Origin of the sequence: Pseudomonas sp. P20 (assembly GCF_016463925.1) — a bacterium.
GTDB lineage: Bacteria > Pseudomonadota > Gammaproteobacteria > Pseudomonadales > Pseudomonadaceae > Pseudomonas > Pseudomonas aeruginosa.
Genome location: NZ_JAEMVM010000004.1, coordinates 149528 through 162141, shown reverse-complemented (window position 1 = coordinate 162141; position 12614 = coordinate 149528). Strand labels below are relative to the sequence as shown.

Genomic DNA, 12614 nt, shown 5'->3' with positions numbered 1-12614 from the left:
CGATGGAGACTTGGCGTAGGGGCGAACGACGCCACCGGCGTCATTCGCCATGGCCGGGTCAACCGGAACGTCGAGCGGCTACCAGGCGCTGCTGCAGGCGCGTCAGGAAGGCCACTTCGAAGGCGGTCTTCTGCATCGGTGTGGGCAGGCTGTCGCGGCCGAAGGCGAAGGCGGTCCAGAGCTGGCCTTCGATCTGATCGGCAAGCCAGTTCTCGGCCTGGCGGACGCCCTTGTCGATGGCGGGCTGGGCGGGAACCGGCCAGAGCAGGGAGAGACCGGGTTGCCGGTCGGCGGGGGGAATCTCGACCATCAGGTCCTTGTAGCGTTCGATGATTGCGTCGACGTGGGTCTTTTCCTTTTCATCCTTCGTCATGCTGGGTACTCCGTTTCTGAGAGTCACATGACCTGCCGCCTTCGCTGTCAATCGATGGAGGCAGGATCGCGCAGGGTTGACAGACCGGGAAACGGAACCGGCAGACCACGAGGGTCTCCCCACGCGATCCGCCATGAAGGCCCGCAGTTGGAAAACTGCGGTCGAGCCGATGCCTGCAAAAGCATTCGCTGCTTTCGCATGCACCGCTCGGCGCATCGCGCCGTCTCTTCGGGCTGTCAAACCCGGTCACGGATTTGGCCGTGACGGGCGCAGGATAGGGGCAGGCAAGGCGGGGAGCAAGGGCGGGAACGGGTGACGGCAGAGGCTATCGGCAGGCAAGGCGTTGGCTGAAGCGATTCATTGAAATAACCCGGCCTTGGAGCGCGCCGTTAATCATCGTTTACCAGGAGAAAACAATCCGCCTGGACTGTTCGATTCAATATTTTGTGATGCGCTTCACGTAATAAGAGTATTCCTTATGAGCCACGCAAAAGTGTCATTCGCTTCTTCGAAGAGGGCGCTGCCGAAGTTGCACGCTAGTTGGGCACGCCGCGAGGGCGGCTCGGCACTTTGGTGCATAAGGATATAACCCTTTCTTCATTTCTGATTTTCGTCAGAGTTCGTACCGGGGCGACCGTCCGTCATTCGATATTAATTAAAAGCGTCAATAATCCGTTTAGGAATCAGGGGCTTGGAAATCCACCTGGCAGAACTGACAGGTCGGTATGCCCAACCAAAGTATTGAACTGATTTAAGTGGTGGTACAAATTTGCCTTTCCCATGTTAGTCCTACTTAACAGGCGAAGCGGTGGAGAGCGCTCTGTTGCGGGCTGCTCGGGATTAAATGGGTTTCGCCCTCGGGGGCTCCTGTCTTCCAATAAAAACAAGTTGTCGCCAGGCCTGATGAACTTTCAGGTACCCGCGTTCCGTTTTCTCGCGGAACTCACTGACTGCGCTTAACCGCGTGACCGGTTCGGTCGGTAAACAGCGACCTGCGCCGGAAACGCGATAACCGAGACAACTCAATCGAGGAACAGAAGATGGGATTATTCAATGCAGCCGCGAACCTGTTCGGTCAGGTCTACGAGCGTGCGACGCAGGTGGCCGCCACCGCCGTCACGGCGGTGGCGGACGTGGCCAGGACATTGGTGGGCTCCACCGTCGACGCCGTGGAGCAGCAGGTGCACGAAGCGCTTACATCGGTGCATGACGCCGTTGCCAGCGTGGAGCAGGCGCTGGAGGGTACGGTCGGCGCGGTGGCCGGCACGCTCGGCGAGATCGCCGGCGACGCCCTCGACACCGTAGGCTCCGCGGTCGGCACGCTGGGCGGGCTGGCCGGCAACTCGCTGGCGATCGCCGACGACTTGTTGCACGGGCGCGTCGAGCCGGAGGATTACCTGAAGCTGGTCGGTGACCTGGGGCAGGGCGTCGGTGCCACCGTCGGCCATGCCTGGGAATTCGGCAGCGACAGCCTGAAGGCCGCCAACGATCTCTACCACGCCGCCTACCAGGGTGGCTCGCTAAGCCTCGGCAATAGCGACGGCCTGCTCGGGGTCAATGTGATCGGCTCGCTGCTCGGCGGCAATCACGACCAGGGCGTGATTCCCGATAGCCGCGGCATCCTCGGCCCGCTGCCGATCAACGTCTCCTTCACCGAGCAAGGCCTGACCTTCGGCGGCGAGACGCCGCTGACTCCGCTGGTCACCGCAGCCCTGGCGCTGAATCCGATCACCGCGCCGCTGGTGCCGGTGCTGGCGCCGCTCAACCTCGGCGGCCTGGGAGTGGTCGGCTCGGTCGACAAGGAAGGCTTCAGCGCCAAGTTCTACGGTATCGCCGGACCCAGCTACAACCTCGGCGTGGCCAATCTCGGCGGCACCCTGGAGCTGGGTAGCTACAACGAGGTCAAGCTGCTGAGCTGGAACGAGGTGACCCTCAAGGACCTGCCCATCGTCGGCGGCATCCTCGGCTACGTGCCGGTGGTCAAGGACATCGGTGTCTCGCTGCCGACGCTGGACCTGCACTTCGACAGCAAGCTGTATGCGCAAACGATTGCCGGTGTCGATGTCGCCGGGGTCGGGCCGAAGGGCCAGATCGAGCTGGTGCATGACCTCGACAATGACCTGTCGATCGTCGCCGGTATCGCCGGGGATACCGCGCACAGCGCACTGGACGGGGCCGGCAAGGTGCTCGCGGCGCTGCTCGGCCACGGCGGCGAAGCGGCGCCGCCGACAATCCAGCTGATCGGCGCCGACCCGGCGCCGGAGCATCAGGCCCTGGCCGCCTGACGGCGAGGGAACGCCCGGCACAGGGAGGTGCCATCCGGGCTCATTCGGGATTCCAGCGGCAGTCGTGGCAGAAGTGAGCGCGCTCGATGGCAAGGCTCGGTTCCAGCGTTACCAACGAAATCAAACAGGCCCTGGCGGCCAGCCGCGGCGCATTGCGCAGCGTGGCGGCGTTCTCCGGGGTGATCAACCTGCTGATGCTGGTGCCCTCGCTGTACATGCTGCAGGTGTACGACCGCGTGCTGTCCTCGGCCAACGAAGTCACCCTGTTGATGCTGACCCTGATGGCGCTTGGCGTGTTCGTCTTCATGGGCGCGCTGGAGGCGCTGCGCAGCTTCGTCCTGGTGCGGGTCAGCGAACGCTTCGACGGCCAGTTGCACGGGCGGATCTACGCCGCCGCCTTCGAACGCAACCTGCGCGCCGGCGGCCAGGAGGCCAGCCAGGCGCTGCACGACCTGACCACCCTGCGCCAGTTCATCACCGGCCAGGCGCTGTTCGCCTTCTTCGACGCACCCTGGTTCCCGGTCTACCTGCTGGTGATCTTCCTCTTCGACCCCTGGCTCGGCCTGCTCTCGCTGGTCGGCGCGCTGGCCCTGATGGCCCTCGCCTGGTTCAACGAACGCGCCACCCGTGCGCCGCTGGCCAAGGCCGGCGAGTTGTCGATCAAGTCCGGCCAACTGGCCAGCAACAACCTGCGCAACGCCGAGGTGATCGAGGCGATGGGCATGCTCGGCAGCATGCGCGGGCGCTGGGAACGGCTGCACCAGGCGTTCCTCGACCAGCAGAGCCTGGCCAGCGAGCGCGCGGCGCGGATCAACGCGCTGAGCAAATACCTGCGCATCGCCCTGCAATCCCTGGTGCTCGGCCTCGGCGCCTGGCTGGCGGTGGAGGGACGCATCACCCCGGGGATGATGATCGCCGGCTCGATCCTGATGGGCCGTGCGCTGGGGCCCATCGACCAACTGATCGGCGTGTGGAAGCAGTGGGGCGCGGCGCGCGATGCCTATCGCCGGCTGAGCGGCCTGCTCGACGAATTCCCCGCCCGCGAGCGGCGCATGGAATTGCCCGAGCCGCGTGGCCACCTGCTGCTGGAATCGCTGGACGCGGCGCCGCCCGGCAGCGAGGCGCGCACCCTGCGTGGTCTGACCCTGGCGATCCCGGCCGGCTCGGTGGTCGGCGTGATCGGTCCGTCCGGCTCCGGCAAGTCGAGCCTGGCGCGGGTAGTGCTGGGCATCTGGCCGACCCTGCACGGCAGCGTGCGCCTGGACGGCGCCGAGATCCGCCAGTACGAGCGCGAGACCCTCGGCCCGCGCATCGGCTACCTGCCGCAGGACATCGAACTGTTCGCCGGCACGGTGGCGGAAAACATCGCCCGCTTCGGCGAGGTGCAGGCCGACAAGGTGGTGGAGGCGGCGCGCCTGGCCGGGGTCCATGAACTGGTCCTGCGCCTGCCGCAGGGCTACGACACCGTGCTCGGCGTCGGCGGCGCCGGGCTTTCCGGCGGCCAGCGCCAGCGCATCGCCCTGGCCCGGGCGTTGTACGGCGCGCCGACCCTGGTGGTGCTCGACGAACCCAACTCGAACCTCGACGACAGCGGCGAGCAGGCGCTGCTGGCGGCGATCCAGGCGCTTAAGGCGCGTAGCTGCACGGTGCTGCTGATCACCCACCGGGCCGGCGTGCTGGGTTGCGCCGACCGCCTGCTGGCGCTGAACGCCGGCCAGTTGCACCTGTACGGCGAGCGCGACCAGGTGCTCGCCGCCTTGAACAACCAGCGCGCCGCGTCGGCGTCGCAGCAGCGCGCGGACTACCGGGTGGCCGGCTACGGCGCGCCGCAGGTGGTGGCCGCGCCGCGCCAGGGAGGTGTGGAATGACCCGCACGGTGAAACGCGACGAGAACGCCTATGCGCGACTGGGCTGGCTGCTGGTCCTGTTCGGCTTCGGCGGCGCGCTGCTCTGGGCCGCCTTCGCGCCGCTCGACCAGGGCGTGGCGGTGCCGGCCACGGTGATCATCTCCGGCCAGCGCAAGTCGGTGCAGCATCCGCTGGGCGGGGTGGTCAAGCACATCCTGGTGCGCGACGGCCAGCATGTGGAGGCGGGCGAGCCGCTGATCCGCATGGAACCGACCCAGGCCCGGGCCAACGTCGATTCGCTGCTCAACCGGTACGCCAACGCGCGGCTCAACCAGGCGCGCCTGCAGGCCGAATACGACGGCCGGCGGACCCTGGAGATGCCCGCGGGGCTGGCCGAGCAGGCCCCGCTGCCGACCCTCGGCGAGCGCCTGGAGTTGCAGCGGCAGTTGCTGCACAGCCGCCAGACCGCGCTGGCCAACGAACTCTCCGCATTGCGGGCGAACATCGAGGGGCTGCGCGCCCAGCTCGAAGGGTTGCGCCAGACCGAGGGCAACCAGCGCCTGCAACAACGCCTGTTGAACAGCCAGTTGAGCGGTGCGCGCGACCTCGCCGAGGAAGGCTACATGCCGCGCAACCAGTTGCTCGAACAGGAGCGCCAACTGGCCGAGGTGAACGCCCGGCTATCGGAGAGCAGCGGTCGCTTCGGGCAGATCCGCCAGAGCATCGCCGAGGCGCAGATGCGCATCGCCCAACGCGAGGAGGAGTACCGCAAGGAAGTCAACGGGCAACTGGCGGAAACCCAGGTCAATGCGCGGACGCTCTGGGAGGAGCTGTCCTCGGCGCGCTACGAACTGCGCCACGCCGAGATCCGCGCGCCGGTCAGCGGCTACGTGGCCGGCTTGAAGGTGTTCACCGATGGCGGGGTGATCGGCCCCGGCGAATTGCTGATGTACATCGTGCCCAACAGCGACAGCCTGGAAGTGGAGGGCCAGCTCGCGGTGAACCTGGTCGACCGGATCCACAGCGGGCTGCCGGTGGAGATGCTGTTCACCGCCTTCAACCAGAGCAAGACCCCGCGGGTCACCGGCGAGGTGACCATGGTCAGCGCCGACCGCCTGCTCGACGAGCAGAACAAGCAGCCCTACTACGCGCTGCGCGCCCAGGTCGACGCGGCCGCGATGGGTAAGCTGAAGGGCCTGCAGATCCGCCCGGGGATGGCGGTGCAGGTGTTCGTCCGCACCGGCGAGCGCTCGCTGCTCAATTACCTGTTCAAGCCCCTGTTCGACCGCGCCCACGTGGCGCTGGCGGAGAACTGACCGATGACCATGCGCCGCCTGATGACCTGGCTGTTCGGCGCCTTCCTGTTGCTGCTGCGCGAGGACGCCTTCGCCCTCGGCCTGCTGGACGGCTATCACCTGGCCCTGGAGAACGACCCGCAGTTCCAGGCCGCGATCCAGGAGCACGAGGCCGGCAGGCAATACCGTGCGCTCGGCCGCGCGGCGCTGCTGCCGCGCCTGGTGTACAGCTACAACCGTGGGCGCAGCTGGTCCGATGTGACCCAGACCACCACCCGCGGCGATTTCAAGGAAGACCGCGACTACGACAGCTACGTCTCCACCCTCAGCCTGCAACAGCCGTTGTTCGACTACGAGGCCTTCAGCCGCTACCGCAAGGGCGTGGCCCAGGCGCTGCTGTCCGACGAGCGCTTCCGCAGCCAGAGCCAGGAACTGCTGGTCCGGGTCCTGGAAGCCTATACCGGCGCGCTGCTGGCCCAGGACCAGATCGAACTGGCGCGGGCGCAGAAACGCTCCTACCGCGAGCAGTTCCAGCTCAACCAGCGCCAGTTCGAGCGCGGCAACGGCACCCGCACCGACACCCTGGAGACCCAGGCCCGCTTCAACCTGGCCCAGGCCCAGGAAATCGAGGCGCGGGACAGCCAGGATGCCGCCCTGCGCGAGCTGGAGCGGCTGGTCGGGGCGCCGCTGGAGATCGCCGACCTGGCGCCGCTCGGCGAACGCTTCCAGGTGCGCCCGCTGAGCCCCGCCAGCTACACCGCCTGGCGCGACCTGGCGCTGGCCGAGAATCCCGAGCTGGCCTCGCTGCGCCACGCGGTGGACGTGGCCCGCTACGAGGTCGAGCAGAACCGCGCCGACTTCCTGCCGCGCCTGGGCCTGTACGCCAGCACCGGCAAGTCCAAGTCCGGTTCGGAGAACACCTACAACCAGCGCTACGAGACCGACAGCGTCGGCATCCAGTTGAGCGTTCCGCTGTTCTCCGGCGGCGAGACCCTGGCGGCGACGCGCCAGGCCACGCATCGCATGGAGAAGAGCCATTACGACCTGGACGACAAGGTCCGCGAGACCCTCAACCAGGTGCGCAAGATGTACAACCAGAGCAGCAGCAGCGCGGCGAAGATCCGCGCCTACGAGATGACCGTGGATTCGGCGCGGACGCTGGTGATGGCCACGCGCAAGAGCATCGCCGCCGGGGTGCGGGTCAACCTCGACCTGCTGAACGCCGAGCAGGCGCTGTACAGCGCGATGAACGAGCTGTCCAAGGCCAAGTACGACTACCTCACGGCCTGGGCACGCCTGCGTTTCTACGCCGGGGTGCTGGACGAAGCCGACCTGGAACTGGTGGCGGCGAACTTCGTTTCCGGCGAGACGCCGGCGCGCCGCCGCGACTGCGCGACGACGGATTGCCCGGCGCCGCTGCACACCCTGTCGAAGACCGATACGGAGGAAAACCGGGGCGCGCTCAATTGAGACCGCGAAGGACGTGCAGGCAATTGTTCGCCTGGCGTGAAGTCGATGTCCCGGGCGGGTCGACAGAGGTCGAACAATACGCACGGAATTGTTTTTCCAATAAGGCGCTATTTATATGAAACGGTTTTTATAATATTCCAGTGTCTTCGGTAGTTTATCTTTCCTGCATGATTTCATATATGCGGAATTCGTTCGTGCATATGCTTTAAGTGCAGCTTAATTTTTTTCATGAAACCTGTGGACATTGGAAAATAAGCTGTGTCAGTTTGGACTTCGGCCTGATCTGGCCGATAACTGCAATTATCCATCCGATAATTGTATCCGAGTTATTTCCTTTACAACTTAAAGGGATATGACAATGTCCAGCAATTCTCTTGCATTGAAAGGTCGTAGCGATGCGTATACCCAGGTAGACAACTTCCTGCATGCCTATGCGCGGGGCGGGGACGAATTGGTCAATGGCCATCCGTCCTATACCGTCGACCAGGCGGCGGAGCAGATCCTCCGCGAACAGGCGTCGTGGCAGAAAGCGCCGGGCGACTCGGTGCTGACCCTGTCCTATTCGTTCCTGACCAAGCCGAACGACTTCTTCAATACGCCGTGGAAGTATGTCAGCGATATCTACTCGCTGGGCAAGTTCAGCGCCTTCTCCGCGCAGCAGCAGGCCCAGGCCAAGTTGTCGCTGCAATCCTGGTCGGACGTCACCAATATCCACTTCGTCGACGCGGGCCAGGGCGATCAGGGCGACCTGACCTTCGGCAACTTCAGCAGTAGTGTCGGCGGTGCGGCGTTCGCCTTCCTGCCGGATGTACCGGATGCGCTCAAGGGGCAATCCTGGTACCTGATCAACAGCAGCTACAGCGCCAACGTCAATCCGGCCAACGGCAACTACGGACGCCAGACCCTGACCCACGAGATCGGCCATACCCTGGGCCTGAGCCACCCCGGCGACTACAACGCCGGCGAGGGCGATCCCACCTACGCCGACGCTACCTACGCCGAGGACACCCGCGCCTATTCGGTGATGAGCTACTGGGAAGAGCAGAACACCGGCCAGGACTTCAAGGGCGCCTATTCCTCGGCACCGCTGCTGGACGACATCGCGGCGATCCAGAAGCTCTACGGGGCCAACCTGACCACCCGCACCGGCGACACGGTGTACGGCTTCAACTCCAACACCGAGCGCGACTTCTACAGCGCCACCTCGTCCAGTTCCAAGCTGGTGTTCTCGGTGTGGGACGCCGGCGGCAACGACACCCTGGACTTCTCCGGCTTCAGCCAGAACCAGAAGATCAACCTCAACGAGAAGGCGCTGTCCGATGTCGGCGGGTTGAAGGGTAACGTGTCGATCGCTGCCGGGGTCACCGTGGAAAACGCCATCGGCGGCTCGGGTAGCGACCTGTTGATCGGCAACGACGTGGCCAACGTGCTCAAGGGCGGCGCCGGCAACGACATCCTCTACGGCGGCCTCGGCGCGGACCAGCTGTGGGGCGGCGCGGGAGCCGACACCTTCGTCTACGGCGATATCGCCGAGTCCTCCGCGGCGGCGCCGGATACCCTGCGCGACTTCGTCAGCGGCCAGGACAAGATCGACCTGTCCGGGCTGGACGCCTTCGTCAACGGCGGGCTGGTGCTGCAATACGTCGACGCCTTCGCCGGCCAGGCCGGCCAGGCGATCCTGTCCTACGACGCGGCGAGCAAGGCCGGCAGCCTGGCGATCGACTTCAGCGGGGACGCCCATGCCGATTTCGCGATCAATCTGATCGGCCAGGCGACCCAGGCCGACATCGTCGTCTGACGCGCTGAAGCGGGCGCGGTTCGGTGCGGCGGTACGAACCGCGGCCCTTCGGCCGGCCGGGCACTGTTCGAATTGATAGGTGTCTTCCACAGGAGCGAAGTTGTGAACTGTGGCGCGCCCGTGGGCCGGCGGCCCGGCGGACGAACGGAGGCCCGCGGCGCCTGGCGCGCGCTGGCGTTCGAAGCGAGGATGGCGGGCGGCGTTCGCCGCGTTCTCCGATGTTCCAGGCTTGAAGGAGATCTCTCGATGTCGGCAAGCGCGAAGCTCTCCAGGATGGTTTGCTTGCTCTGCGGTTTTTTCAGCACAGGTATCAGTATGGCCAGCAGTCTGATTCTTCTCAGCGCTTCCGATCTCGCCGGGCAATGGACCCTGCAGCAGGACGAGGCGCCCGCGATCTGCCACCTGGAGCTGCGCGACAGCGAAGTGGCGGAAGCCAGTGGCTACGACCTGGGCGGCGATACCGCCTGCCTCACGCGCTGGCTGCCCAGCGAGCCGCGCGCCTGGAGGCCTACCCCGGCCGGGATCGCGCTGCTCGAACGCGGCGGCCTGACCCTGATGCTCCTCGGTCGCCAGGGCGAGGGCGACTACCGGGTGCAGAAGGGCGACGGCGGGCAGTTGGTGCTGCGCCGCGCGACGCCCTAGCTCGCCTGCGGGTCAGACCACGAAGCGACCGATCATGCCCTTGAGGTCGTTGGCCAGGCGCGACAGCTCGTGGCTGGCGCCGCGGGTCTGCTCGGCGCCCTGGGTGGTCTGCACGGCAACGTCGCGGATGTTCACCAGGTTGCGATCGACCTCGCGGGCGACGTGGGCCTGCTCCTCCGCAGCGCTGGCGATCACCAGGGTGCGCTCGTTGATCCGCGTGGCGTGCTCGGCGATCTCGCCCAGGGCGTGGTCGGCGGCCTCGGCCTCGTCGAGCATCTGCCGGGCGCGCTGGTCGTTCTCGCGCATCGCGGACACCGCGGTGTCGGTGCCCTCGCGGACGCTGGCGATCATGCCTTCGATCTCATGGGTCGATTGCTGGGTGCGGTGGGCGAGGGCGCGCACCTCGTCGGCGACCACCGCGAATCCGCGGCCCTGCTCGCCGGCGCGGGCGGCCTCGATGGCGGCATTGAGGGCGAGGAGGTTGGTCTGCTCGGCGATGGCGCGGATCACGTCGAGAACCTTGCCGATGTCCTGCGCCTGGCTGGCCAGGCCTTCCACCAGGCGCGCGGTCTGGCCGATCTCGGCGTTCATCTGGCGGATCGAGCGGACGGTCTGTCCGACCCGTGCGCGGCCGTTGCCGGCGGCCCGTTCCGAGAGACTGGAGGCCTCGGCGGTGGAGCTGGCGTTGCGCGCGACCTCCTCGACCGCCGCGCTCATTTCGTTGACCGCGGTGGCGGCCATCTCGATCTCATCGTTCTGCCGGGCCAGCGACCGGTTGCCTTCCTCGGTCACCGCGTTCAGTTGCTCGGCAGCGGCGGCCAGCAGCGCGGCGGAATCGCCGATCTGCTCGATGGTGTCGTGCAGGCTGGCCTGCATGCTGCGCATGGCCTTCATCAGTTGCGCCGGCTCGTCGTCGCCGTCGCTGGCGATCTCGCCGGTCAGGTCGCGGGCCGCGATGCGGTCGGCGCAGGACACCGCCTGGCGGATCGGCACGACGATGCTGCGGGTCAGCAGCCAGGCGATCGTCACGCTGGCCGCCAGGGCCACCAGCAGCACCGCGAGGATCGCGGTGGAGGCCCGGGAGTAGACATCGGCGGCTTCGGCGGTGGAGGCGCGGGCGGCCTCGCGGTCGAGGGCGATGAGTTGCTTCAGGGTCCGCTGCACCTGCTCGTAGCGCTGCAACTGGGCCCCGCCCATCAGCACGCTGGCTTCGTCGGTACGGTTGTCACGGGACAGCGCGAGCAGGGCGGCGTGTCCTTCGAGGTATTCCTGCTGGCGCTGGACGAACTGGTCGAGCAACGCGCGCTCCTCGTCCAGGACCAGCAAGGGGCGGTATTCCCTTTCCACCCTGGCGAGGGTAGCGATGACCTCGTCCATCCGTTGTTCCTGCTGGCGCATGCGCGTGGCGTCGTGCAGCAGCACGTGGTTCATCTCGCCGAGGCGCAGTTCGCTCATCAGGCCGCTGAGCTGGGCCGAGGCTTCGACGCTGGGCAGCCAGACCTCGCCGATATCCTTGGCGGCGCGGTTCAGCGAACCCATGCGGTTGTGCGCGAAGAGGCCGAGCGCCACCAGCAGCGAGGCGAGGATGGCGAAGCCGATGACGGCGCGTGGGGTGATGGCGATACGACGAAGAAGCATGGGGTGGTCTCCGACCGGGCTGTGGGAAGGTGCTTGGCCCTGTAGCGGGGCGCGGAGGGGTTTCTTGAGGGGCTGCGGGGCTATTTGGAATTGCCCTACATGATTGCTAGGAATTTTCTGTAAGTTTTCGATGTGCTCGAGCCGGTTGTGCCGTTTTCGGCATGCTCCGGGTCGATTGAGGTCAAGAGAAGGCTGTCGCGGCAGGCCACCCTAGGGATTGGTTGAACAAGGAGAAGCCCGTGATCCGAATGACGCTGGACGAGGTCCGCGAGCTGGCCGTGCGCATCCTGCGCCGGCACGCTTTCAGCGAAGCCCATGTACAGGCGGTGGCCGATACCCTGGTGGCGGGGGAGCGTGACGAATGCGCGTCCCACGGTATCTGGCGGTTGCTCGGCTGCATCGCCACCCTGAAGGCCGGCAAGGTATCCGCCGACGCCGAGCCGGAACTGCACGACATCGCTCCCGGCCTGCTGCGGGTCGACGCCCATGGCGGGTTCTCCCAGTGCGCATTCCGGCTGGGGCTGCCGCATCTGCTGGAGAAGGCCCGCAGCCAGGGCATCGCGGCGATGGCGGTGAACCGCTGTGTGCATTTCTCCGCGCTATGGGTTGAGGTCGAGGCACTCACCGAGGCGGGCCTGGTGGCCCTGGCGACCACGCCGAGTCATGCCTGGGTGGCGCCGGCGGGCGGACGCAAGCCGATCTTCGGCACCAACCCGATCGCCTTTGGCTGGCCGCGTCCGGACGGCCCGCCGTTCGTCTTCGACTTCGCCACCAGCGCCGTGGCGCGTGGCGAGATCCAGTTGCACGAACGCGCCGGCAAGCCGATCCCGCTGGGCTGGGGGGTGGACGAGCAGGGTGAGCCGACCACCGATGCCAGCGCCGCGTTGCGAGGCGCCATGCTCACTTTCGGCGGGCACAAGGGCTCGGCCCTGGCGGCGATGGTCGAACTGCTCGCCGGTCCGCTGATCGGCGACCTGACCAGTGCCGAGTCGCTGGCCTACGACGAGGGCAGCCGTTCTTCTCCCTACGGTGGCGAACTGCTGATCGCCATCGATCCGCGGCGCATGCTCGGCGCCTCGGCGGAGGAGCACCTGGCGCGCGCCGAGACGCTGTTCGAAGGCATCGTCGAACAGGGCGCGCGCTTGCCCTCGCAGCGACGCTTCGAAGCGCGCGAACGCAGCGCCAGGGACGGTGTGACGATTCCCGAGGCGTTGCACCGGGAGCTGCTGGCGTTGCTGGAGTGAGCGCAAGGCGAGGGGCCGACCG

At 66.6% G+C, this 12614-nt stretch carries 9 protein-coding genes; 7 read left to right on the top strand and 2 right to left on the bottom strand.

From position 1 onward, the window contains the following. Nucleotides 1–58: 58 nt before the first annotated feature. A complete protein-coding gene (locus JHD77_RS06905) occupies nucleotides 59–373 on the bottom strand; it encodes a LasR-specific antiactivator QslA (RefSeq protein WP_003086723.1) in 315 nt (104 codons plus the stop codon). Between the two features lie 1040 nt (nucleotides 374–1413). On the opposite strand from JHD77_RS06905, the gene aprX reads away from it, so the two are divergent. The 6 genes from aprX to aprI all read left to right on the top strand — a co-directional run bounded on the left by aprX (nucleotide 1414) and on the right by aprI (nucleotide 9710). Then, the gene (aprX, locus tag JHD77_RS06900) at nucleotides 1414–2658 is read left to right on the top strand and encodes a type I secretion system-dependent protein AprX (protein ID WP_003082538.1); all 1245 of its coding nucleotides are present in this window, start codon (nucleotides 1414–1416) and stop codon (nucleotides 2656–2658) included. An 86-nt stretch (nucleotides 2659–2744) separates the two neighbouring features. Continuing rightward, the gene (gene aprD / locus JHD77_RS06895; RefSeq protein ID WP_003105063.1) at nucleotides 2745–4526 is read left to right on the top strand and encodes an alkaline protease secretion ATP-binding protein AprD; all 1782 of its coding nucleotides are present in this window, start codon (nucleotides 2745–2747) and stop codon (nucleotides 4524–4526) included. Further along, entirely contained in the window at nucleotides 4523–5821 is a 1299-nt protein-coding gene (gene aprE, locus JHD77_RS06890) for an alkaline protease secretion protein AprE (RefSeq protein ID WP_003082540.1), read from the top strand. Before aprD ends, aprE begins: the two co-directional genes overlap by 4 nt. A 3-nt stretch (nucleotides 5822–5824) precedes the next feature. Next, on the top strand, nucleotides 5825–7270 hold the full coding sequence (gene aprF, locus JHD77_RS06885; protein ID WP_012614361.1) for an alkaline protease secretion protein AprF: 1446 nt from the start codon (nucleotides 5825–5827) through the stop codon (nucleotides 7268–7270). 358 nt (nucleotides 7271–7628) lie between these two features. After that, on the top strand, nucleotides 7629–9068 hold the full coding sequence (aprA, locus tag JHD77_RS06880; protein ID WP_023126363.1) for a serralysin family metalloprotease AprA: 1440 nt from the start codon (nucleotides 7629–7631) through the stop codon (nucleotides 9066–9068). Nucleotides 9069–9314: 246 nt separating this feature from the next. Continuing rightward, the gene (gene aprI, locus JHD77_RS06875) at nucleotides 9315–9710 is read left to right on the top strand and encodes an alkaline proteinase inhibitor AprI (RefSeq protein ID WP_003082543.1); all 396 of its coding nucleotides are present in this window, start codon (nucleotides 9315–9317) and stop codon (nucleotides 9708–9710) included. Between the two features lie 12 nt (nucleotides 9711–9722). On the opposite strand, the gene JHD77_RS06870 is transcribed toward aprI, so the two are convergent. Then, nucleotides 9723–11348: a methyl-accepting chemotaxis protein gene (locus JHD77_RS06870; protein ID WP_003082544.1), complete on the bottom strand. Its 1626-nt coding sequence runs from the start codon at nucleotides 11346–11348 to the stop codon at nucleotides 9723–9725. Between the two features lie 239 nt (nucleotides 11349–11587). On the opposite strand from JHD77_RS06870, the gene lhpD reads away from it, so the two are divergent. Next, nucleotides 11588–12592, top strand: coding sequence for a bifunctional delta(1)-pyrroline-2-carboxylate/delta(1)-piperideine-2-carboxylate reductase (gene lhpD / locus JHD77_RS06865; protein WP_003082545.1), 1005 nt, complete (start codon nucleotides 11588–11590; stop codon nucleotides 12590–12592). Nucleotides 12593–12614: the final 22 nt, after the last annotated feature.

Excerpts from the sequence above, each read along its gene's own strand:
- aprD (WP_003105063.1), top strand. The coding sequence starts at position 2,745 with ATGGCAAGGCTCGGTTCCAGCGTTACCAACGAAATCAAACAGGCCCTG.
- JHD77_RS06905 (WP_003086723.1), bottom strand. The coding sequence starts at position 373 with ATGACGAAGGATGAAAAGGAAAAGACCCACGTCGACGCAATCATCGAA.
- aprA (WP_023126363.1), top strand. The coding sequence starts at position 7,629 with ATGTCCAGCAATTCTCTTGCATTGAAAGGTCGTAGCGATGCGTATACC.
- aprF (WP_012614361.1), top strand. The coding sequence starts at position 5,825 with ATGACCATGCGCCGCCTGATGACCTGGCTGTTCGGCGCCTTCCTGTTG.
- aprE (WP_003082540.1), top strand. The coding sequence starts at position 4,523 with ATGACCCGCACGGTGAAACGCGACGAGAACGCCTATGCGCGACTGGGC.
- aprI (WP_003082543.1), top strand. The coding sequence starts at position 9,315 with ATGTCGGCAAGCGCGAAGCTCTCCAGGATGGTTTGCTTGCTCTGCGGT.
- aprX (WP_003082538.1), top strand. The coding sequence starts at position 1,414 with ATGGGATTATTCAATGCAGCCGCGAACCTGTTCGGTCAGGTCTACGAG.
- JHD77_RS06870 (WP_003082544.1), bottom strand. The coding sequence starts at position 11,348 with ATGCTTCTTCGTCGTATCGCCATCACCCCACGCGCCGTCATCGGCTTC.